This window comes from Rhodanobacter denitrificans (assembly GCF_000230695.2).
Classification (GTDB): Bacteria; Pseudomonadota; Gammaproteobacteria; order Xanthomonadales; family Rhodanobacteraceae; genus Rhodanobacter; species Rhodanobacter denitrificans.
The window spans coordinates 3508890-3529601 of sequence record NC_020541.1; the positions used below are offsets into that span (position 1 = coordinate 3508890).

The 20712-nt window shown below is 70.3% G+C and carries 18 protein-coding genes; 4 read left to right on the top strand and 14 right to left on the bottom strand.

All coding sequences use genetic code 11. From position 1 onward, the window contains the following. Positions 1-68 precede the first annotated feature (68 nt). From R2APBS1_RS16125 to R2APBS1_RS16140, 4 genes are all read right to left on the bottom strand, one after another. Complete coding sequence (locus R2APBS1_RS16125) at positions 69-1388, bottom strand: ABC transporter permease (RefSeq protein ID WP_015448740.1); 1320 nt, start codon at positions 1386-1388, stop codon at positions 69-71. Between the two features lie 10 nt (positions 1389-1398). Continuing rightward, complete coding sequence (locus tag R2APBS1_RS16130; protein WP_015448741.1) at positions 1399-2565, bottom strand: ABC transporter permease; 1167 nt, start codon at positions 2563-2565, stop codon at positions 1399-1401. 10 nt (positions 2566-2575) lie between these two features. After that, positions 2576-3262: an ABC transporter ATP-binding protein gene (locus R2APBS1_RS16135; protein ID WP_007509457.1), complete on the bottom strand. Its 687-nt coding sequence runs from the start codon at positions 3260-3262 to the stop codon at positions 2576-2578. Between the two features lie 145 nt (positions 3263-3407). Further along, the gene (locus R2APBS1_RS16140) at positions 3408-4667 is read right to left on the bottom strand and encodes an efflux RND transporter periplasmic adaptor subunit (protein WP_015448742.1); all 1260 of its coding nucleotides are present in this window, start codon (positions 4665-4667) and stop codon (positions 3408-3410) included. 193 nt (positions 4668-4860) lie between these two features. On the opposite strand from R2APBS1_RS16140, the gene R2APBS1_RS16145 reads away from it, so the two are divergent. The 3 genes from R2APBS1_RS16145 (at position 4861) to R2APBS1_RS16155 (ending at position 7600) form a co-directional block, all read left to right on the top strand. After that, positions 4861-5547 carry a fumarylacetoacetate hydrolase family protein gene (locus R2APBS1_RS16145; protein ID WP_015448743.1) on the top strand — a complete coding sequence of 229 codons (687 nt, stop codon included), beginning with the start codon at positions 4861-4863 and terminating at the stop codon, positions 5545-5547. A gap of 89 nt (positions 5548-5636) precedes the next feature. After that, positions 5637-6047 (top strand): large-conductance mechanosensitive channel protein MscL, encoded by a 411-nt coding sequence (gene mscL / locus R2APBS1_RS16150; protein ID WP_007509463.1) that lies wholly within the window; start codon positions 5637-5639, stop codon positions 6045-6047. A 119-nt stretch (positions 6048-6166) separates the two neighbouring features. After that, positions 6167-7600 carry a M20/M25/M40 family metallo-hydrolase gene (locus R2APBS1_RS16155; protein WP_015448744.1) on the top strand — a complete coding sequence of 478 codons (1434 nt, stop codon included), beginning with the start codon at positions 6167-6169 and terminating at the stop codon, positions 7598-7600. 127 nt (positions 7601-7727) lie between these two features. Here the strand turns inward: R2APBS1_RS16155 and R2APBS1_RS16160 are convergent, their stop codons facing one another. The 4 genes from R2APBS1_RS16160 to R2APBS1_RS16175 all read right to left on the bottom strand — a co-directional run bounded on the left by R2APBS1_RS16160 (position 7728) and on the right by R2APBS1_RS16175 (position 13074). After that, a complete protein-coding gene (locus R2APBS1_RS16160; RefSeq protein ID WP_015448745.1) occupies positions 7728-8120 on the bottom strand; it encodes a hypothetical protein in 393 nt (130 codons plus the stop codon). Positions 8121-8178: 58 nt separating this feature from the next. Further along, entirely contained in the window at positions 8179-11286 is a 3108-nt protein-coding gene (locus tag R2APBS1_RS16165) for an efflux RND transporter permease subunit (RefSeq protein ID WP_015448746.1), read from the bottom strand. Positions 11287-11290: 4 nt separating this feature from the next. Beyond that, complete coding sequence (locus tag R2APBS1_RS16170) at positions 11291-12403, bottom strand: efflux RND transporter periplasmic adaptor subunit (protein ID WP_015448747.1); 1113 nt, start codon at positions 12401-12403, stop codon at positions 11291-11293. A gap of 218 nt (positions 12404-12621) precedes the next feature. Then, the gene (locus R2APBS1_RS16175) at positions 12622-13074 is read right to left on the bottom strand and encodes a MarR family winged helix-turn-helix transcriptional regulator (RefSeq protein WP_007509473.1); all 453 of its coding nucleotides are present in this window, start codon (positions 13072-13074) and stop codon (positions 12622-12624) included. A 60-nt stretch (positions 13075-13134) separates the two neighbouring features. Between R2APBS1_RS16175 and R2APBS1_RS16180 the strand changes: the two genes are divergently transcribed. After that, positions 13135-13656 carry an O-acetyl-ADP-ribose deacetylase gene (locus R2APBS1_RS16180; protein WP_015448748.1) on the top strand — a complete coding sequence of 174 codons (522 nt, stop codon included), beginning with the start codon at positions 13135-13137 and terminating at the stop codon, positions 13654-13656. A 50-nt stretch (positions 13657-13706) separates the two neighbouring features. Here R2APBS1_RS16180 and R2APBS1_RS16185 read toward each other — a convergent pair whose 3' ends face one another. Genes R2APBS1_RS16185 through R2APBS1_RS16210 form a run of 6 tightly spaced genes read right to left on the bottom strand, consistent with a single transcriptional unit; the run spans position 13707 to position 20708 of the window. After that, a complete protein-coding gene (locus R2APBS1_RS16185) occupies positions 13707-15398 on the bottom strand; it encodes a BatD family protein (RefSeq protein ID WP_015448749.1) in 1692 nt (563 codons plus the stop codon). Next, positions 15395-17281: a VWA domain-containing protein gene (locus tag R2APBS1_RS16190; RefSeq protein WP_015448750.1), complete on the bottom strand. Its 1887-nt coding sequence runs from the start codon at positions 17279-17281 to the stop codon at positions 15395-15397. Before R2APBS1_RS16190 ends, R2APBS1_RS16185 begins: the two co-directional genes overlap by 4 nt. Continuing rightward, complete coding sequence (locus R2APBS1_RS16195) at positions 17278-18264, bottom strand: VWA domain-containing protein (RefSeq protein WP_015448751.1); 987 nt, start codon at positions 18262-18264, stop codon at positions 17278-17280. The genes R2APBS1_RS16190 and R2APBS1_RS16195 overlap by 4 nt, the downstream gene beginning before the upstream one ends. Continuing rightward, on the bottom strand, positions 18257-18784 hold the full coding sequence (locus R2APBS1_RS16200) for a DUF4381 domain-containing protein (protein ID WP_015448752.1): 528 nt from the start codon (positions 18782-18784) through the stop codon (positions 18257-18259). Before R2APBS1_RS16200 ends, R2APBS1_RS16195 begins: the two co-directional genes overlap by 8 nt. Continuing rightward, the gene (locus R2APBS1_RS16205) at positions 18781-19716 is read right to left on the bottom strand and encodes a DUF58 domain-containing protein (protein ID WP_015448753.1); all 936 of its coding nucleotides are present in this window, start codon (positions 19714-19716) and stop codon (positions 18781-18783) included. Before R2APBS1_RS16205 ends, R2APBS1_RS16200 begins: the two co-directional genes overlap by 4 nt. Beyond that, the gene (locus tag R2APBS1_RS16210; protein WP_015448754.1) at positions 19713-20708 is read right to left on the bottom strand and encodes an AAA family ATPase; all 996 of its coding nucleotides are present in this window, start codon (positions 20706-20708) and stop codon (positions 19713-19715) included. The genes R2APBS1_RS16205 and R2APBS1_RS16210 overlap by 4 nt, the downstream gene beginning before the upstream one ends. Positions 20709-20712: the final 4 nt, after the last annotated feature.

The following is a 20712-nucleotide window of genomic DNA, read 5'->3' on the forward strand; positions in this document are numbered from 1 at the left end:
CGGCGGGCGGGCCTCGCCCGCCCCATCGCCGACGGGCACGAGAAGAGCATCGCGCACCGAATGCGCTCCTACGACTCGCGCAGCGCCGTGGTCACCGGCAGCCGCGCCGCGCGCACGGCCGGAAACAGGCCGCCGACGAAACCGATCGCCAGCGCCCACTTGAGCCCGGTCCCCAGCAGCGCGGGGGTGACCGCCAGCTCGAAGCTGAGCTTGCCCACCGTGCCGGCGGCCAACGTCGAGGCGCCGTAGCCATTGAACACCAGCCATGCCAGCGCCCCGCCGATGACGCCGCCGAGCAGCGCCAGCAGCATGGTCTCCAGCATCACCGCCACCACCACCGGCAGGCCGCGGAAGCCGATCGCGCGCAACGTGGCGATCTCGCGGGCACGTGCCGCCACCGCGGCGAACATGGTGTTGAGTGCGCCGAACATCGCGCCGATCGCCATGATCAGGCCCACCGTGATGCCCATGACGCGGATCACCTTGCTCATGCCCTCGGACTGATTGGCGTAGTAATCGCGCGTGGTGTCCGCATCGATCTTGAGTTGCGGGTTCGCTTCCAGCGCAGCCTTGAACGCGCCGAACGCCTGCGGGTCGGCGAGCTTCGCCACCACCGAGGCGCGGCTGCTGCCGCGGCGGTAGGTGTCGGCGACCACGTTGGCGTCGCCCCACACTTCCGAGTCCAGCGCGTCGCCGGAGGCGAACACGCCGACCACCGTCCACAGCTGGCTGCCCAGGCGCACCTCGCGGCCCGGCGCCAGTCCGGCGAACTGCCTGGCCGCGCCCACGCCCACGTTCAGTTCGCGCATGCCCGGGTTGAACCTGCGCCCGGAGACGATCTTCACCTGCGGCCGCACCGCCCAGGCCTGCTCGCCCACGCCGCGCAATTGCACGCTGCCTTCGTCGTCCGCACCGCCGCCGATTATCGGCAGGTTGGCGGCGACCACCAGCTCCGGCGATGCCAGCGGCTGGCCCTTGGCATCGCGCACGATGCCCGGCGTCTGCACGACCTGGGTCACGCTGTCGTGGTCGAGCACCGACATCACCTCGGACGCCGAAGCGCCGCGCATCACGATGGCGGTGTCGGCGCTGCCGGTCTTGCGCAGGGTCTGGCTGTAGCCCTCACCCATCGCCAGCAGCGCCACCAGCACGGCAACCACGCCGGCGATGCCGATCACGATCACCGCCGCGGAACCGAGCCGCTGGCGCAGCGTGCTCAGGCCCACGGCGGCGACCGAGGCGGCCTGCCGGCCGCGGCGGCTGGCCAGCATCCACAGCGCGAACAGCACCGCCAGCGCCAGCACGCCCGGCCACGGCAGTTTCACCCAGATCGCCAGCGCCACGGCCAGCACGAGCAACAGCAGCAGGTTGGTCAGGAATCGCTTCATGGTTTTCTCCTCAGCGCCCGGCCAGCGCGTCGACGATATTCAGGCGCATCGCGCGCAACGCCGGCAGCGCACCCACCAGCAGGCCGATCAGCACCATCAGCACCAGGCCCAGGGCCCAGCTTCCGGCGCCTACCGTGGGCAGATTGAGCATGCCGCCGCTGCCGGCGCTGACCACCGGAATCAGCATCGCAGCCAACCCCAGCCCGAGCACGCCGCCGATCAGCAGCAACAGCACCGACTCGGCCAGCACCAGCGCCAGCACGCTGCGGCTGGTGAAGCCGATGGTCTTGAGCACCGCCAGTTCGCCGGTGCGTTCGCGTACCGCCTGCATCATGGTGTTGCCCGACAGCAGCAGCAGGGTGAAGAACACCGCGCCCATGATCGAACCCACGATCAGGCCGATGTCGGCCAGTTGCTTCATCCAGTTCGCGGTAGCCGCCGCCTCGGTCTGCGTGCGCGTCTCGTGGTCGGAGTTGGCCGAGAGCGCGTCGATGGCCTTGGCTACGCGGTCAGCCTGGTTCACGTCGGCCACGCGGGTGACGTACCAGCCTACGGTGCCGCGGTTGTATGGCGTGGTCTCGTCGAAGTATTTCCAGTGCAGCAGCAGCATCTGGTCGGCAAAGCCGTTCGACTTCTTGTCCTTCGATTGCATGATGCCGACGATGTCGAAGGTCCAGGTCTTGTTGCCGTTCTTGTCCGGAAAGATGGTGGACTGCAGCGGGATCCTGTCGCCCACCTTCCAGTGGAAGCGCTGCGCCAGCGTCTCGCCCACCAGCACGCCGGTGCGGGTGTCGTCGAAGGCCTTGCGCTGGGCCGGATCCACCGCGATCTCCGGATAGAGGTCGAGATAGTTCGGCTCCACCGCGAAGCTGAACACCTGGTTGTGCGGGTCCTGGTAGGCGCCGCCGAACCAGTTCGCCGAGGTGACCGCCTGCACGCCCGGTACCTGAGCGATCCGCGCACCGAGCGACGACGGCAGGGTCTGGATGAAGGACAGCCGCGAGCCGGTCTGCAGGCGTTCGGCGCCGTTCGCGCTCTGCCCGGCCTGGTCGAACGAGGTGCGCACTGCATCGAGCATGCCGAACAGCAGGAACGCGGCGACGATCGAGACCAGGGTGAGGAAGGTGCGGGTCTTGCGCCGGAACAACGCGGCCCAGATCAGATGAAGATATTTCATGGCGCCGTCCTCATGCCGTGGCTTGTTCGACGAGCGTGCCCTTGTCCAGATGCAGCGTATGGCTGGCGTACTCGGCGGCCTTCGGGTCGTGGGTGACCATCACGATGGTCTTGCCGTGCTCGCGGTTGAGCTGCTGCAGCAGACCGAGCACGTCCTCGGCGCTCTGGCGGTCGAGGTCGCCGGTGGGCTCGTCGCAGACCAGCAGGGCGGGATCGGAGACGATCGCTCGGGCGATCGCCACGCGCTGCTGCTGGCCACCGGACAATTCGCTCGGCTTGTGGCCGGCACGATCGGACAGTCCCACCAACTGCAACGCGATTGCGGCGTTCTTCCGGCGCTGCGCACCGGACAGCTTCGTCAGCAGCAGCGGCAGCTCCACGTTGCGCTGCGCCGACAGCATCGGCATCAGGTTGTAGAACTGGAACACGAAGCCGACGTTCGACGCGCGCCACTTCGCCAGCGCGCCGCCGCCCAACTGATCGATGCGCTGACCGCCCACGCTGATGCTGCCGGCGCTCGGCGCATCGAGCCCGCCGATCAGGTTGAGCAAGGTGGTCTTGCCCGAACCGGACGGCCCCATCAGCGCCAGGAAATCGCCTTCGGCAATGTCCAGGTTGACGTGGTGCAGCACTTCGACTTTCTGCTTGCCGCGCTCGTAGGTCTTGGCAAGGTCCTTGATCTCGATCAGCGTGGACATGGGTGGTTCTCCGATGATGGCGATGCCGCAGGAACCCGCTCGTGGGCGATGCTGTCGCCTTTGCGAATCCCGAATCCAGAGTCCCGAATCCCGGCTCCAAAAGCATCGCCGGCGAGCGGGCTCCTACATGAATGGAGTGAAGCAGTTACGGTTTCTTGGTCTGGACGTCCGAACCATCTTTCAACTCGGCCGGCGGCGACACCACCACGCTGTCACCCGGCTTCACCGCGGTCGGCAGCAGGCGCAAGTCGCCATAGGTCTGCGTGGCGGGAGCCACCGTGCGCTGGCGCACCCGGCTGCCATCGAGCACGAACACCACGCTGTGGCCGTTGCGCTGCACGATCGCCGCGGCCGGCACCAGCACGCCCTGCGGCACGCTGACGGCGGCCTTCGGCTGCTGTTCCAGGAACGACACCCGCGCGCCCATGTCCGGCACCACGCGGGCGTCCTTCTTTTCCAGCGCCACGCGCACCTTGATGGTGGCCTTGCCGCGGTCGGCGGTAGGCACGATGGCGACCACGTGGGCGGGAATCTTCCAGTCCGGGTAGGCGTCCAGCACCGCCTCGGCCGGCATGTCGGGCTTGATCCGGCCGATGTAGGCCTCGTTGACGTCGACGTCGATCTCCAGCGAGTCCATGTCGACGATGGTGCCCACGCCGGTGCGGGTGAAGCCGCCGCCGGCGGACAGCGGCGAGAGGATCTCGCCGACCTGCGCGTCCTTGGTGGTGACCACGCCGCTGAACGGCGCGCGCACCACGCAATAGTCGAAGTTGACCTGCGCCACCGCGGCCTGCGCGTCGGCGGCGGCCACCTGCTTCTGCTGCGCGGCGAGCTGGGCGCGCGTGCCGTCGAGCAGGGTGCGCGCCTGTTCGGCCGCCTGTTTCGGCACCAGTCCGCGCACTGCCAGTTCCTGCTGGCGCGCGGCGTCGCGCTCGTTCTGTGCCAGCTGCGCCTGGTACTGCGCCACCAGCGCGTGGGCGGCGGCGGCCTGCGCCCTGGCGGCATCCAGCGCGGCGCGCCAGGCGTGGTCGTCCAGCCGCGCCAGCACCTGGCCCTGCTGCACATGGTCGCCTTCCTCGATCAGCACCGCGGTGAGCGTGCCGGTGATCTGCGCCGACACCGTGGCCCTGCGCCGCGCGGTAACGTAGCCGGTGGCCTGCAGCACCGCGCCGGCCTCGCCGCCGGCGCTGGGCGCCACCGCGGTGGCGGTCTGCACGGTGACCGCATGCTGGCCGAAAAACAGCTGCGCAAGGCCGCCGAGCAGCAACAGCAACACCACCGCGGCGCCGCCGATCCACAGCCAGCGACCCGGATTGCGCCCATGGTCCTCGCGCTGATGGCGCTCGATGCGCAGTTCCTTCAACAGTTCCGCGTTGTCCACATCCACTCCCGCTTCAACGGCCATGTTCGAGGCATGGGTACATCATGGACGCCCTGCCGGCGCGCTGCCAGAGCATGGCATCAACCATCGCCGATGACAGCTGTCACCCGCAGCCGGGCGTCCCCTGCCCACGACGAACGGGAGCGCCGCGGATCGACACGCCGCGGCGGACGGCATCCGGCGCCGCACCCAGCCCGGCTTTGCTACGCTTGCGGCCATGAACTACGCCTTCGTCCCGCCCGCCGTCCCCAGCCTGCCGATCACCGGCTCCGACCAGCGCTTCCCGATCCGCCGGGTATTTTGCATCGGCCGCAACTACGCCGAACACGCGCGGGAGATGGGCGCCAGCGTGGACCCGGCCGCGCCGATGTTCTTCTGCAAGCCGGCCGACGCGGTGGTCGCCGACGGCGCCGACGTGCCCTACCCGCAGGCCACCGCCGACCTGCATCACGAGGTGGAGATGGTGGTGGCGCTGGGTGCCGGCGGCCGCGATCTCAGCCCCGACCAGGCCGCGGCGCTGGTGTGGGGCTATGGCGTGGGACTGGACCTGACCCGTCGCGACCTGCAGGCGCAGGCCAAGGCGAAGGGCCACCCGTGGGACGTGGCCAAGGGCTTCGACCACTCCGCGCCGGTCTCCGCGCTGCGCCCGGTCGGCGCGGCGACGGTAGGCGCACAGACCGTGTTGCGGCTCCACGTGAACGGCGAGCTGCGCCAGCGGGCCATGCTGGGCGAAATGGTGCACGACGTGCCGCACATCCTCGCGGCGCTGTCCACGCTGTTCGAGCTGAAGGCCGGCGACCTGGTCTTCACCGGCACCCCCGCCGGCGTGGCAGCGCTGCAGCGCGGCGACCGCTTCCACGCCGAGCTGGTCGGCGTGGCGGCACTGGACGGGCGCATCGACTGACGCTTCCACGCCACCTTCATCTGTGCGCGTCTACGTTGGCGCGCTAAAGTCGCCCCGCCATCCGGCCCATCAGAGGGAGTACCCGCAGCATGAGCATGATCAGCGAGTTCAAGGCCTTCGCCATGCGTGGCAACGTCATCGACCTGGCGGTCGGCGTGGTCATCGGCGGCGCGTTCGGCAAGATCGTCACCTCCCTGGTCGACCAGATCATCATGCCGCCGATCGGCTGGCTCACCGGCGGCATCGACTTCTCCGCCATGAAGTGGGTGCTCAAGCCCGGCGACGACAGCGATCCGAAGCACAAGATCGCCGAAGTGGCGATCCAGTACGGCGCCTTCATCAACACGCTGATCCAGTTCATCATCATCGCGTTCGCGATCTTCATGGTGGTCAAGGCGATCAACAAACTCAGCCGCAAGCAGGAAGAAGCACCCGCCGCGCCGCCGGCCGACGTGGCCCTGCTCACCGAAATCCGCGACCTGCTGAAGAACCGGCCGTAGTCCGTGCAGGAGCGCACCTTGTGCGCTCCTGTGCCGGCCTTCGGCCATCCGTGACTTCTGGCCTAAGCGGCCAACGGCAGGCACGCCATAATCGGGGTTCCCCCACGCGGAGTTCCCCGATGCGCCGTCTACCCCTCACCCTGCTTGCCGCCGGCCTGCTGGCCAGCGGCATCGCCAGTGCCGTCACCACCACGATTCCCACCACGGCCGTAAAGACGGCCGAACAGCTGCGTGACCGTGCGCTGCACGACGACACCGCGTACCAGGTCACCGCCTCGCTGACCACCGAGGTCGGCGCGCGCCTGGCCGGCAGCGAAGCCGACCGCCGCGCGGTCGACTGGGCCGTGGCGAAGTTCAAGGAGCTGGGCTACGACAAGGTCTACACCGAGCCGGTCACGTACCCGCTGTGGGTGCGCCGCAGCGAGCGCGCCGCGATCGTGGCGCCGTTCCCGCAGCCGCTGGCGCTGACCGCGCTGGGCTATTCGCCCGCCACGCCCAAGGGCGGGCTGCGCGCCGAGGTGGTGAGGTTCGACAGCCTCGACGCGCTGAAGGCAGCCGATCCGGCCGCCATCAAGGGCAAGATCGTCTACGTCGACTACCACATGGAACGCGCGAAGGACGGCCACGGCTACGGCATGGGCTCGGCGGTGCGCGTGGCCGGTCCGGTGCTCGCCGCGGAGAAGGGCGCGGCCGGCTATCTCTTGCGCTCGGCCGGCACCGACGCGCACGAGCGCGCGCCGCACACCGGCGTCACCGGCTTCCGCGATCCGGCCAAGGCGATCCCCGCCGCCGCGCTGTCCAACCCCGACGCCGACCAGCTCACCCGCGTGCTGGCCTACGGCAAGCCGGTCACGCTGAAGCTCGACCTCGACTGCGGCATCGTCGGCGAATACACCGGCGCCAACGTGATCGGCGAGATCACCGGGCGCAGGCACCCGGAACAGGTGGTCGCCATCGGCGGCCACCTCGACTCGTGGGACTTGGGCACCGGTGCGATCGACGACGGTGCCGGCGTGGCCATCGCGATGGCCGCCGGCAAGCTGATCCACGACCTGCCGCAGCGCCCCGACCGCACCATTCGGGTGATCGCGTTCGCCAACGAGGAGATGGGCCTGTGGGGCGGCCGCGCCTACGCCGAGAAGCACGCGGGCGAAGTGGCGAAGTTCCAGCTCGGCACCGAGTCCGATTTCGGCGCCGGCCCGATCTGGCGCATGAGCGCCAGCGTGAAGCCCGAGGCGCGCGATGCGATCGGCCAGATCGCCAAGGTGCTGCAGCCGCTCGGCGTGGCCTATGACGCCGGCCGCCCCGGCGGCGGCGGCTCGGACCTGTCCCAGATGCACGCCAAGGGCATGGCCGCGCTGTCGCTGACCCAGGACGGCACGAAATACTTCGACTGGCACCACACGCCGAACGACACGCTGGACAAGATCGATCCCGCCGAGCTGGCGCAGAACGTGGCGGTGTACGCCGCGTTCTCGTACATGGCCGCGCAGGCGAATGGCGACTTCGGCTCCGCGCCGGGTGCGTTCGCGAAGGATGGCGCCGGCGAGTAGCTCCTGCTTTGCTCCCTCCCCTGCAAGTAGGGGAGGGTTGGGGTGGGGTCGCTCTTCACCACAAAGTCAAAAGCCTTACCCCCTCCCAACCTCCCCCTGCTTTGCAGGGGGAGGAGCACAGCGACGCTCACTTCGCGTAGTACGCACCCGACGCCACCAGCGGTTCGGGGATGCAGAACGTCTTCGGCATCACGGCGATCGCGACCGGCACCAGCACTTCCTTCTCGACGCCGCCCACGCTGGCGCACGAGGCTTCCGGCGGCAGCTGGTAGTGGATGATGCGCACGGTGTATTGCGGGCAGACGTCCGAACAGGGGAATTCGGCGACCACCGGCACGTTGCGGTAGCGGCCCAATTCCACCGTGGTGTTCATCAGCGTGGCCTTGTCCCACGGCTTGCCGGCCCAGGCCTGCAGGGTGGCGGCGTCCATCTGCGCGGGGGTGCCGGCGCAGGCGGTGGCGCCGATGGCCATGCCGGCGACGGCGGCGAATACGGTGACGACCGATGTCAGGCTGCGCATGTCCGCTCCCTCGATGACGGAGCGGCCAGCCTAGTCGCGGACGGCTGAACGCTGCAAGCTACCGCGCCGGCAATGCCCGGCCCGATCGCGCGAAGCGTTGCTGCAGCTGGTCCATGTAGATGTAGATCACCGGCGTCAGGTACAGCGTGAGGATCTGCGAGAACACCAGACCGCCGACCACGGCCAGGCCCAGCGAGCGGCGCACCTCGGCGCCGGCGCCGATGCCCAGCGCGATCGGCAGGGTACCGGCCATCGCCGCCATGCTGGTCATCATGATCGGGCGGAAGCGCACGCGGCAGGCCTCGGCGATCGCCTGCGCCGGCGCCATGCCTTCCTCGCGCTGACGTTCCAGCGCGAAGTCGATCAGCATGATCGCGTTCTTCTTGACGATGCCGATCAGCATCACGATGCCGACGAAGGCGAACAGGTCCAGCGAGGCGTGGAAGATCGCCAGGGTCAGCAGCGCGCCGACCGCCGCCGCCGGCAGGCCGGACAGGATGGTCAGCGGGTGGATGAAGCTCTCGTACAGGATGCCCAGCACCAGGTAGATCACGAACACCGCCAGCAGCAACAGCATGCCCATGCCCTGCATGGACTGCTGGAACGCCTGCGCGGTGCCCTGCACGCTGCCGCTGATGGTCGCCGGCAGGCCCAGCTTGCCCATCGCGCCGTCGATGCTGGCCACCGCGTCGCTGAGCGGCACGCCGGGCGCCAGGTTGAACGATACCGTCACCGCCGGCAGCTGGCCCTGGTGGTTCACGGTCAGTGCCTGCGGCTCGCGGGCGAAACTGGCCACCGCGCTGAGCGGCACCAGGCTGCCGCGGTTCGAGGTGACGTACAGCCGCGACAGCACCGCCGGGTCGTCCTGCAGCTTGCGCTCGACCTGCAGGATCACCCAGTACTGGGTGGCCGAACCGTAGATGGTGGAAACCTGGTTCTGGCCAAAGCCGATGCCCAGTGCGGTCTGCACCTGCGCCATGGTCAAGCCCAGCGGCGCCAGCTTGGCGCGATCGACCTTGACCGTGATCGACGGGCTGTTGAGGTCGAGGTCGTTGGTGACGTCCTCGAAGCCCGGCAGCGCGGCGAACGCGCGGGTCACCTTGCCGCTCCACTCGTACAACTGGTCGAGGTTCACCGACTGCAGCGTGTACTGGTACTGCGCCTTGGACTGCCGCCCGCCGATCTGGATCGCCGGCGCGTTCTGGATGTAGCTGCGGATGCCCGCCACCGTCGCCAGCTTCGGCCGCAGCTCCTGGATGATGCCGTCCGGGCCAAGCTTGCGCCGATGCGCCGGCTTCAGCAGCAGCAGGATCGAACCGTTGTTGATCGTGCTGCGCGGGCCGCCCGCGCCCACGGTGGACATGTAGCCGGCGATGTTCGGGTCCTGCGCCACGATCTCGACCAGCCGCTGCTGGCGCGCCAGCATGCCGTCGAACGACACGTCCTCCGGTCCTTCCGTGTTGATGCGCAACTGGCCACTGTCGCCGGCCGGGATGAAATCCTTCGGCGTCACGTAGAACAGCAGCGCGGTGGCCAGCAGGCTCACACCGAAACCGGCCAGCACCAGGCGCGGGCGCTCCATGCACCAGCGCAGGCTGCCCGCGTAGCCGCGCTGCACGGCGCCGAAGCCGCGGTCGAAGCCGGCGATCAGCCAGTTCCTGCTCTTGTGAGACCCGTCCTCATGGTCGTGCGCCTTGACGAAGCGGCTGCACAGCATCGGCGTCAGCGTGATCGCGACGATGCCGGAGATCAGGATCGCCACGCTGATCACCACCGCGAACTCGTGGAACAGCCGGCCCACGATGCCGCCCATGAACATCACCGGGATGAACACCGCGATCAGCGACAGCGTCATCGAGAAGATGGTGAAGCCGACCTCGGCGGCGCCCTGCAGCGCCGCCTCGTAGGGCGGCACGCCCGCTTCCATGTGGCGCACGATGTTCTCCAGCATCACGATCGCGTCGTCCACCACGAAGCCGACCGCGAGAGTCAGCGCCAGCAGCGAGAGATTGTCCAGGCTGTAGCCCAGCGCGTACATCACGCCGAACGTGCCCAGCACCGAGATCGGCAACGCCACCGCCGGGATCAGCGTGGCGGACAGGTTGCCGAGGAACAGGTAGATCACGAACACCACCAGCGCGCCGGCCAGCAGCAGGGTGAACTGCACGTCGTCGACCGAGTCGCGGATCGACTGCGAGCGGTCGTACAGCGTGTCCAGCGTGATCGACGGCGGCAACCCGGCACGGAAGCTGGGCAGCACGGCTTTGATCCGGTCCACCGTGGCCACCGTGTTCGCACCCGGCTGGCGCTGGATCGCCAGCACGATCGCCTGCTTGCCGTTGTACGAGCTGACGCGCTGGTCGTCCTGCACGCTGTCGCGCGCCTGGCCGATATCGCCCACATGCACCGGCGCGCCGTTGCGGTACGCCACCACCACGTCGTTGTAGGCGGCCGCGCGCAGCAGCTGGCCGTCGCTGCGGATCGGCAGCTGCTGGCGCTTGCCGTACAGCGAGCCGGTGGACTGGTTGACGTTGGCGTCGGCGATCGCGTTCTGCACCTGGTCGATGCCGATGCCGCTGGCGGCCAGCCGGTCCGGGTCCACGCTGATCCGCACCGCGTATTTCTGCGAGCCGTACACGTTCACCTGGGCCACGCCGTCGATCATCGACAGTTGCTGCGCCAGCTCGGTCTCGGCGTATTCGTCGACCTGGGTCAGCGGCATCGTCGACGAGCTCATCGCCAGGTACAGGATCGCCGCGTCGGCCGGGTTGACCTTGCGGAACGTGGGCGGCGTGGTCATCTCCTTCGGCAACTGGCGCAGCGCCGAGGAAATCGCCGCCTGCACGTCCTGCGCCGCCGCGTCGATGTTGCGATCCAGCTCGAAGCTCAGCGTGATCGAGGTGGAGCCGAGCGCGCTGGTCGAGCTCATCGAGCTGATCCCGGCGATGGTCGACAGCCGGCCTTCCAGCGGCGTGGCCACCGCCGATGCCATCGTCTCCGGCGAGGCGCCGGGCAGGCTGGCGCTGATGCTGATGGTGGGGAAATCGACGTTCGGCAGCTCGTTCACCGGCAGCTGCGGATAGGCGACGATGCCGAACACCAGCAGCGCCGTCATCAGCAGCGTGGTCATCACCGGGCGGCGGATGCAGAGCTCGGGGATATTCATCGGCTCAACCCGGCCGGACGACGGCGGCGCTGCCGTCGACCAGCAGCATCTGGCCTTCGGTGACCACCTGCTCGCCGCCTTTCAGGCCCTTGTCGATGACGGTACGCCCGGCGCTGGTCGGGCCGGGGGTGACGTAGCGCTGCTGCACCTTGCCGTCGGCACCGAGCACGAACACGAAACTGCCGCTGCTGGAACTTTGCAGCGCATGCACCGGCACGCTGACCACGTTGGCCAGGCGCGTGGTGGGCAGGCTCACCTGCACGAACTGGCCGGGGGTGAGCCGATGCCCGGCGTTGTCGAAGCGCGCCTTCAGCACGATCGTGCCGGTGGTGGCGTCGACCGCGTTGTCGATGAATTCCAGCGTGCCGGCCAGCGGCGTGCCCTTGTCGCCGGAAACGGTCACCTGCACAGCGACCGCGCCGCTGGCCAGCGCGGCGCGCACGGCGGGCAGGCTGTCCTCGGGAATGTTGAACGCCACGCGCACCGGCTCGACCTGGTTGAGCACCACGATGTCGGTGCTGTCGGCACTGATCTGCGCGCCCGGCCAGACCAGCGGCGCCCCGGCGATGCCGTCGAACGGGGCGACGATGCGCGCGTAGTCGAGTTGAGTCTGCGCCAGCTCCTGCGCGGCCCGGTCGCTTTGCAGGGTGGCGCGGGCCACCGCCAGGTTGGCTTGGTACAGGTCGTAGTCCGCCTTCGAGACGAAGCCCTTGCCCAGCATGTCGGCGTAGCGCCGCTGGTCGGCCTGCGCCTTCTGCAGCAGTGCCAGGTCGCGCGCCACGCTGCCGCGTGCCTGGTCCAGCTGCGCTCGCAGCAACCGCGGGTCGATCTGCGCCAGCATGCTGCCCTTGCGCACCAGCGCGCCGGGCGTGAACGACAGCGACTGGAGCTGGCCGGAGACCCGCGCGCGCAGGCTCACCGTCGACCAGGCCTCGACCCGGCCGACCAGCTTCAGCGACAGCTCGACGTCGCCCCGGGTGGCGCTGGCCACCTCGACCGGCACCGCGGCCGGTGCCCTGGCGGCCTTGCTGCTGTCGCCGCGGCCGCGGCTGAAGTGCATGGCCAGGGCGACCGCCAGCAAGGCGGCCACGACGAGGGCGATTTTTTTCCAGGACATGCGCGAGAGCTTCTCGATCTTCGCGCCACGCGCGGTGGCGATGCGGGTTGGTGCGGTCGGGGAACCGCCAGGCGGATGAGCACGCACCAAGCCCGTGACAACGCGCCCAGCGGCTTCGGGTTGACCCGGCGCGAGACGCACCAAGCGCCACTATGCCGCGATTTCCGCTGCGCAGGCCCCCGACCGATGGCACTGGCCAGCACCGCCGCAGGCGCGCCTCAGGACGTGCCGTCGCCCTGCTCCAGCGCCAGCAGGTTGTCCTTGATCCGGCCGATCACCGCCAGCGCCTGCTGCAGCTCGTCGTGGTCGATGCCGCGGGTGGCATCCTTGCGCAGCTCGCGCGCGATGATCTCCATGTCGCCCACGATCACGCGCGCCTGCTCGGTGACGTACAGCCGCCAGGCGCGCCGGTCTTTCGGATCCGGCCGGCGCTCGACGAAGCCGGCCGCCTGCAGGCGGTCGATCACCCGGCCCACCGCAATGGGCTCCATTTCCAGAAACTCGGCCAGCTCGGTTTGCCGCAGGCCTTCGCGGTGGTACAACACCTTGGTCGCACGCCACTGCGCGCGGGTCAGGCCGAATTTCACCGCGCGCCGGTCGAAGTGCTTGCGGAACAGCAAGGTCACGTCGCTGAGCAGGTAGCCGAAGGAAAGGTCTTCCGTTTTCGCCATGATCCGTTGCCGCTCCGCCGCGCCAATGCCTGCCCGAAGCATAAGGTAAGCCGTCGATCCATGCCCATCAAAGTCGTTCATGCCGACATCACCCGCCTGGCGCCGGACGCCATCGTCAACGCGGCCAACCCCGGCCTGCTCGGCGGCGGCGGCGTGGACGGCGCGATCCACCGCGCCGCCGGCCCGGCCCTGCTGCAGGCTTGCCGCGCGCTGCCCGAATCCGCCACCGGCGTGCGCTGCCCCATCGGCGAGGCGCGCATCACGCCCGGCTTCGCGCTGCCCGCGCGCTGGGTGATCCACACGGTGGGTCCGGTCTGGCACGGCGGCGACGAGGGCGAAGCCGAATTGCTGGCGCGTTGCCACCGCAACGCGCTGCGCCTGCTGCGCGAACGGGCGCTGCGCACGATCGCGTTTCCGGCGATCAGCTGCGGCGTCTACGGCTACCCCGCCGCGCAGGCCGCCGCGGTGGCGGTGGCCACCTTGCGCGACGCGCTGGCTGCTGCGGACGACGACATCGAGGTGACGCTGTGCTGCTTCAGCGACGCCATGCGCGCGGTGTTTCAGCAGGCGCTGGCGCCGTAGGCGGACACCGCCCCGACCAGGCGAGGCAGCGCCCCCGCAGCGCAAGCCGCTCAGTGCAGCTTGAACGGATACAGCGGCGGCAACCCGGAGTCCTCGCTGGCCACCGCCGTGGCACGCCAGGCGAAGCCGCGCTTGAACGCCTCGGCCAGGTTCGCCCCGGCGTCCGGCGGCGCTGTGTCGGCGTAGCGGCGCTGCTGCAAGGCGTCGATGACGGCGCGCTGCGCCGCGTCGTCCAGTACCGTGGCCAGTTCGCCCAGGTGCTGGATCGCCGGCCGCTCCGCCCGCGCCCATGCCAGCAGGCTGCGCGCCTGCGCGGCCGGATCGCTGCCGCGCGCCGCGGCGAGGAAGGCCAGCTGGCCACTGCGCACCGAGGTGCGCGCCGCCGCCGGCGTCACCGACGACGCGCGCCGGCGACGCCGCCACAGCCACCAGGCCAGCGCGCTGAGCAGCCACAGGCCGAGGCTGGCCAGCGCGATCCAGCGCCATGGCGTGGAGGCTGGCGCGGCGGCGGTGCCGGCTGGCGCGGCCGCGGCGCCGTGCACCGCCGCCGGTGCGGCGGGCGGCGGCGTGGCCGCCGCACCGATCGCTGGCAGCACGCTGACGCTGTGCGCCGGAATCTGTGCCACTTCCATCTTGTCGGTCAGCACGTTCCACCACTTCAGCGTGGTGGCGGGGATGGTCAGCGTGCCGGCGCGTTCGGGCACGATCGCGAACGACTGCTGGCGCCGGCCGATGATCCACTCGCCGTCCTGGCGGTTGCCGGTGACCGGCTTGTCCGGGTACACCGTGGCGCCGTCCAGCGGCGGCAGGCTCAGCGCCGGCAGCGACTCGTACGACAGGCCGCTGGCCTGCAGGTTCATGGTGAGGTTGAGCGGCTGGCCGACCCGCGGCGGCGCATCCTGCGCGGTGGGCCAGCCGTCCAGGCTCAGGCTCAGCTGGCGCGCCGGCAGCCACGCGCTGCCGCCCCAGTCGGCCGGCGCCGGTTTCACCGTGATCGTCTGCGCCGGTGCGCTGGCGCTGACCGGCACGGTGGCGCCGAAGAAGCTGTTGGGATCGCGCGGGTCGGCGGCCTCGCCCTGGAAATCCACCGGCGGAATCTCGACCTGTCCGGCGTGCTGCGGAATCAGCGCGTAGCGTTGTTCCAGCACGTGATACGTACGCCCGCCGCGCTCGGCGTCGTAGTTCAGGCCCTTGCCGAGCGCGCTGACTTCCACGCCGTCGACCTGCGGCGGCGGCGGCGCGTCGCCACCGATGCGGTTGGCGTAGTACAGCCGCACCACATAGGTCAGCTGCTGGCCGACGTAGCCATGCGCCGGCTCAACCTGCGACTCCATGAAGACGTCGCGCTGCGTGGCGGCGGCCGCGGCCGGATCCGGCGCCGTCACGGTGAGCTGCAGCGGCGCCGTGCGCTGGCCGGCCACGCTCAGCGCGGGGATCTGCAGCACGCCGACGTGGCGCGGACGCAGTGCCACGCCGAAGGTCAGTTCGGAGCTGGCCTGGCCGTTGATCACGCTGAGGCTGTTGTTCTGCGACGTGCCGAGCAACTGGAAATCCTGGTTCAGCGCGCGCAGGTCGGGCGCGCTGGCGCCAGCGTCGCCTTGCACGCGCAGGTTGAGCGTCACCGTCTCGCCCAGTTGCACGTGGTCGCGATCCAGCGTGGCGGTCACCTCGGCGGCAGCGGCCAGCGCCGGTAGCGACGCCAGCATCAGCAGGCAGCTGCACACGACATGTCGGAACTTCACGGCTGTCCATCCTCGCTCGGCGCGCCGCCGTGGCGCTGCTGGTATTCCAGTTCGAACTTGCGCCGCAGCAGGGCCCCGGGATCGTCCGGCACGCGCTGCAGGGCATGGCGCAGGTCGGCCGGCAGTTTCGCCTGCGGATCGTCCTTGGCCAGCGCGCCGAGCTGGTGCCCCGCGTTGCCGTCGCCCGGCTTCGCCAGCGCGGCGTCCATCTGCTGCTTCAACGCCTGCCGCGCCTGTTCCACCTGCGCCTGCTGCTCGGCCTGCTGCTGCGCGGTCTGCGGTTTGGGCTGATCGGCACCGCCCTGCGCGGACTTGCCCTGCTGCGATGCATTCTTGCCGGACGGATCCTGCGCCTGCGACTTGCCATCCTGGCCCGACTGGCTGGATGGCTCGGCATCGTCCGCTGCGGACGACTGATCCTTCGCACCCTGCTTGCCGCTCTTGCCCTGCTCGCCCTGCGACGACTGATTCTGCTTGCCGCCGTGACCCTCGTGTTCCTTCTGGTCCGACGGCTGCTGTTGCTGCTGGCGCAGCCAGTCCTCGACCGCCTGGCGGTTCGCCTTCGCGTCGGCGTTGGCCGGGTCGAGCTGCAGCGCATGGTCGTAGGCCGCGAGCGCCTGCTGGTATGCGCCCTGTTTCGCCAGCGTGTTGCCGAGGTTGTACGCCGCGCCGCCGCCGGGCGCCTGCCGCAAGGCCTGCGCCGCGGCCGCATAGTCGCCGGCGCGATACGCCGCGGCGCCACGCCAGGCCGGGTCGCGCGCGAGCTGTTGCGCCTGCTTCGCATCGCCCGCGTGCAAGGCCTGCACAGCCTGCTGGTCGCGACGCAGCCACAAGTCCTGCCACGTCGTCGCCGCAGCCGTTCCCGGCCACAACGGCAGCACGACCAGTGGCAGCACCAGCAGCCAGCCGCGGCGGAACGCCAGCGCCACCAGCGGCAGCAGCGGCAGCAGCAGCCACGCGCCGCGATCCTGCCAGGCGTCGCCGACCTGCCCGTCGGCCAAGGTCGCCTTCGCGCTGCGCAGTTGCGCATGCAGCGCGTCGACGTCGCGCTGGTCCGCGCTCATCGCCACATAGCGGCCGCCGCCGGCCGCGGCCAGCGCTGCAAGCGCGGCATCGTCGCGGCGGGCCAGCAGCATGCCGCCCTGCGCATCGCGCAGGAAGCCGCCATCGGGCAACGGCACCGGGCCGCCCTGCGGCGTACCTACGCCAAGCACCGAGACCCGCACACCGGCGGCGTTCGCCTTGCGCGCCGCAGCCTCGGCCGCGGCATCGGCCTGGTCGGTGATCAGCACCAGCGAACCGCCGCTGACCTTGCCGCCTTGGATCAGCGCCACGCCGCGCTCGATCGCCGCCGCCGCGTTGTCGCCGTCCACCGGCATGGTGTCCGGCGCCATCGCCTCGAGCAGGTCGTCGAGGCTGTGCGCATCGGAGGTCAGCGGCGCCACCACGAAGGCCTCGCCGGCGTAGCCGACCAGCGCGTTGAGCCCATCCTGGTTGGCGTGCAGCAGGTCGCGCGCCTTGTAGCGCGCGCGGTCGAGTCGGCTCGGCGCCACGTCGCGCGCCAGCATGCGCTGCGACAGCGAGATCGCCACCACCTGCGCCGCACGGCTCGCGTACAGCGGCTGCTCGACGCGGCTCCAGGTCGGCCCGGCCAGCGCCAGCGCGCACAGCGTCCAGCCCAGCGCGAACAGCCACAGCGGCAGGCTGCGGTTGCCAGCACGCCCGCGCAACAGATGCGGCAGCAACTCGGCGTCGACCAGCCGCGACAGCTCCACCTGCGCCACGTTGCGGCGCACGCCGAGCCAACCCAGCAGCGGCAACAACAGCAGCGCAGCCAGCCACCACGGCCGCAGGAAATGGAATTGCTGCAGCAGCTCGCTCATGCGAGCAACCTCCGCGTGCGCGTGAAGCGGCGCGGCACGATCACCAGCAACAGCAGCGCGATCGCGGCCAGCAACGGCCAGCGGAACAGCTCATGCCGCGGACGCAGGCTGGGGCCGTGCTGCGGCATCGGTTCCAGCGCGTCGATCGCGCGATACGCATCGGCCAGCTCGCCGCTGTCGGTGGCGCGGAAGAAGCGCCCGCCGGTCTGCGTGGCGATGTCGGTGAGCATGTCCGCATCGAGGTCGGCCGAGGGATTGACCAGCTGGCTGCCGAAGAAACCGGGGATGCGCATGCGCGTGGCGCCGATGCCGATGGTGTAGATGCGCACGCCGGCCGCCTTCGCCGCGCGCGCCGCATCGCGCGGCGCGATGCTGCCGGCGTTGTTGACGCCGTCGGTGAGCAGCACCAGCACGCGCGCCTGCTCGGGCAGCGCGGCCAGCCGCTTCACCGCCACCGCGATGGCGTCGCCGATCGCCGTTTCGGTGCCGGCCAGGCCCACCGCCGCGCCCTGCAGCTGCGCGCGCACTGCACTGAGGTCGTAGGTCAGCGGCGTCACCAGGAAGGCCTGGCTGCCGAACAGGATCAGCCCCATCTCGTCGCCGCTGCGACGGCTGATGAAATCGCCGGCGATCGCCTCGACCGCGCCGAAGCGGCTGACGTCCTGGCCGGCCAGCTGCATGTCGCCGGTGCGCATGCTGCCGGACAGGTCCACCGCCAGCATCAGCGCACGCCCGCTGCGCTGCTGCGCCTGCGGCGGCCCCACCCACTGCGGCCGCGCTGCCGCGGCCAGCAGGCACAACCAGGCCAGCGCCAGCAGCCACGGTGTGGTGCCATGCGCGCGGCTGCCGACGACGGTAGCCAATCGCATACCCGGCTGCGGCAGATGCAGCGCCTGCCCGGGCGCGGCCGGACGCAGCCAGCGGCGCAGCAGCCACGGCAGCGGCAGCAGCACGATCACCCAGGGCCAGGCGAACTCAGCCATCGGCGTGCTCCATCGCGGCCGGCTTCCAGCTCGCCGGCTTCAACGCCAGCCGCAGCCACGCCCGCACGGCCGCCACGCTGGCTGCATGGTCGAACGATGCGGGGGGTCGATAGATCTGCTGGTCCAGCGCCAGCAGTTGCTGCAGCGTGGCGGCATCGACCGGCACCCGCATCAGCGTCTGCCGCCAGGCGTCGCCGCGTTGTCGCGTGGCCTGCGCATCATGTTGGCGCGCCACCCGGCGCAGCAACTGGTGCAGCGCACTCGCCAACGCAAGCCCATCGCCGTCGTGCCGATGCTGCTGTGCGAGTCGATCGAGTTCGCCGAGCACCTGTCGGCGTTGACGAAGCGTGCGGCGCTGCCGTCGCCACCACCAGACGCCGGCCAGCAGCAGCGCCAACAGTAGCACGGCCAGCGTCCACCAGCCCGGCGCCGGCGGCCACCAGAACGGCTCGGGCGGCAGGTGGATATCGCGCAATGGCGGACCGGGCAACGACGCGGGCTGGGCGGACGACGGCATCATCGCGCCGGCCTCCGCGCGCCAAGCAGGCCGCTGACCGCGTCGAACGCATCGGCGGTGGTGTCGATGCTGTTCCAGCGCAAGCCCAGCGATTGCGCCAGCTCACCAAGCCGGGCCGGACCGGCACCCAGCGCACGCTGGAAATCGCTGCGCTGACGCTCGGACTGCAGCAGCACTTCGCAGCGCTCGCCGGCATGCTCCAGCGGGTAGCGCCCCGGTGGGGCCGGCGCCAGTTCCAGCGCATCGGCCACCACCAGCACGCTGACCCCGGCATGCCGGCCCAGGTCGAGCAAGCGCTGCCGTGCCGATGCGTCGCAGCTGAATCCGTCGCTGACCAGCAGCACGCGGCTGGCACCATGCAGCACGCGACTGGCACGGGCCAGCGCATCGGACAACGGCTCGAGGCGATCGGACGCGGCCTGTGCATCCCACTCGGCCAGCGCGCCGCACACCGCCAGGGCACCGCGCGACCCGGCCTGCGGCCGCAGCAACTGATCGGCGTGGCCAAACGCCATCACCCCGACCCGCTCGCCGGCGCGCACCGCGTACCACGCGGCGGCGGCGGCGGCGCGCGCCGCCTGCACCGACTTGAAGCGCGCCCGCGTGCCGAAACGCATGCTGGCATGGGTATCGAGCAGGATCAGCAGGCAGCCTTCGCGATCTTCCTGGAACAGTTTGGTGTGCAGCTTGCCGCTGCGCGCGGTGAGCCGCCAGTCGAGCCGACGCACGTCGTCGCCGGCCTGGTAGACGCGCGACTCGGCGTAGTCCATGCCGCGGCCGTATAGACGGCTGGACTGCTGACCGCTGCGCGCGGCACGGCTGAGCAGCGGCGCCATGCGCACGCGGCCGACCCGCGCACGCAGCGCGATCAGTTCGGCCAGCGCAACCCGGCTGCGGCCGTCGCCGTCCGCGTGATGTGAAGCGACGGCGTTCACGGCAGCGGCACGAGATCCAGCAGGCGATCGATCACCTGGTCCGGCCGCACGCCCTCGGCCTCCGCCTCGTAGCTGAGCAGCACGCGATGCCGCAGCACTTCGTGGGCGATCGCGTGCACGTCTTCCGGCAGCACGTAATCGCGACCGGCCAGCCACGCGTGCGCACGCGAACAGCGGTCCAGCGCGATGGTGGCGCGCGGGCTGCCACCCCAGGCGATCCAGCGCTTCAGTTCCGGCCCGTAGCGGCCGGCATCGCGGGTGGCCAGCACCAGCTGGGTCAGGTACTCCTCCAGCGCCGGCGCCATGTGCACCGCCATCGCCGCATCGCGCGCGGCGAACACGTCGGTCTGGCTGAGCAACGCCGGTGGCGCGGCAACCGGATGCGCGCGACGACTGGCCTGCTCACGCGCCAACTTGAGTATCGCCAGTTCGGCGACCGCATCCGGATAGCCGATCGTCACATGCATCAGAAAGCGGTCGAGCTGGGCCTCCGGCAGGGCGAACGTGCCTTCCTGCTCGATCGGGTTCTGCGTCGCCATCACCATGAACAGTTCGGGCAACTGCCAAGTGCGGCGGCCGACGGTGATCTGCTGCTCGGCCATCGCCTCCAGCAACGCGGACTGCACCTTGGCCGGCGCACGGTTGATCTCGTCGGCCAGGACGATGTTGTGGAACAGCGGGCCATGCTCGAACTCGAAGCTGCCCGACTGCGGGCGGAACACGTCGGTGCCGGTGAGGTCGGCCGGCAGCAGGTCGGGGGTGAACTGCACGCGGTGGAAATCCGCCTCGATCCGCGCCGCCAGCGCCTTCACCGCGGTGGTCTTGGCCAGGCCGGGGGCGCCCTCGACCAGCAGGTGGCCGTCGGCCAGCAAGGCCACCAGCAGGCAGTCGATCAGGTGCGGCTGGCCGATGATGCATTGCTGCAGGTCGTCGCGCAGCTGCGCGAACGACTGTTGCAGGCGGCTTGGTGCTGGAGTTTCGGGCATATCCATGAGC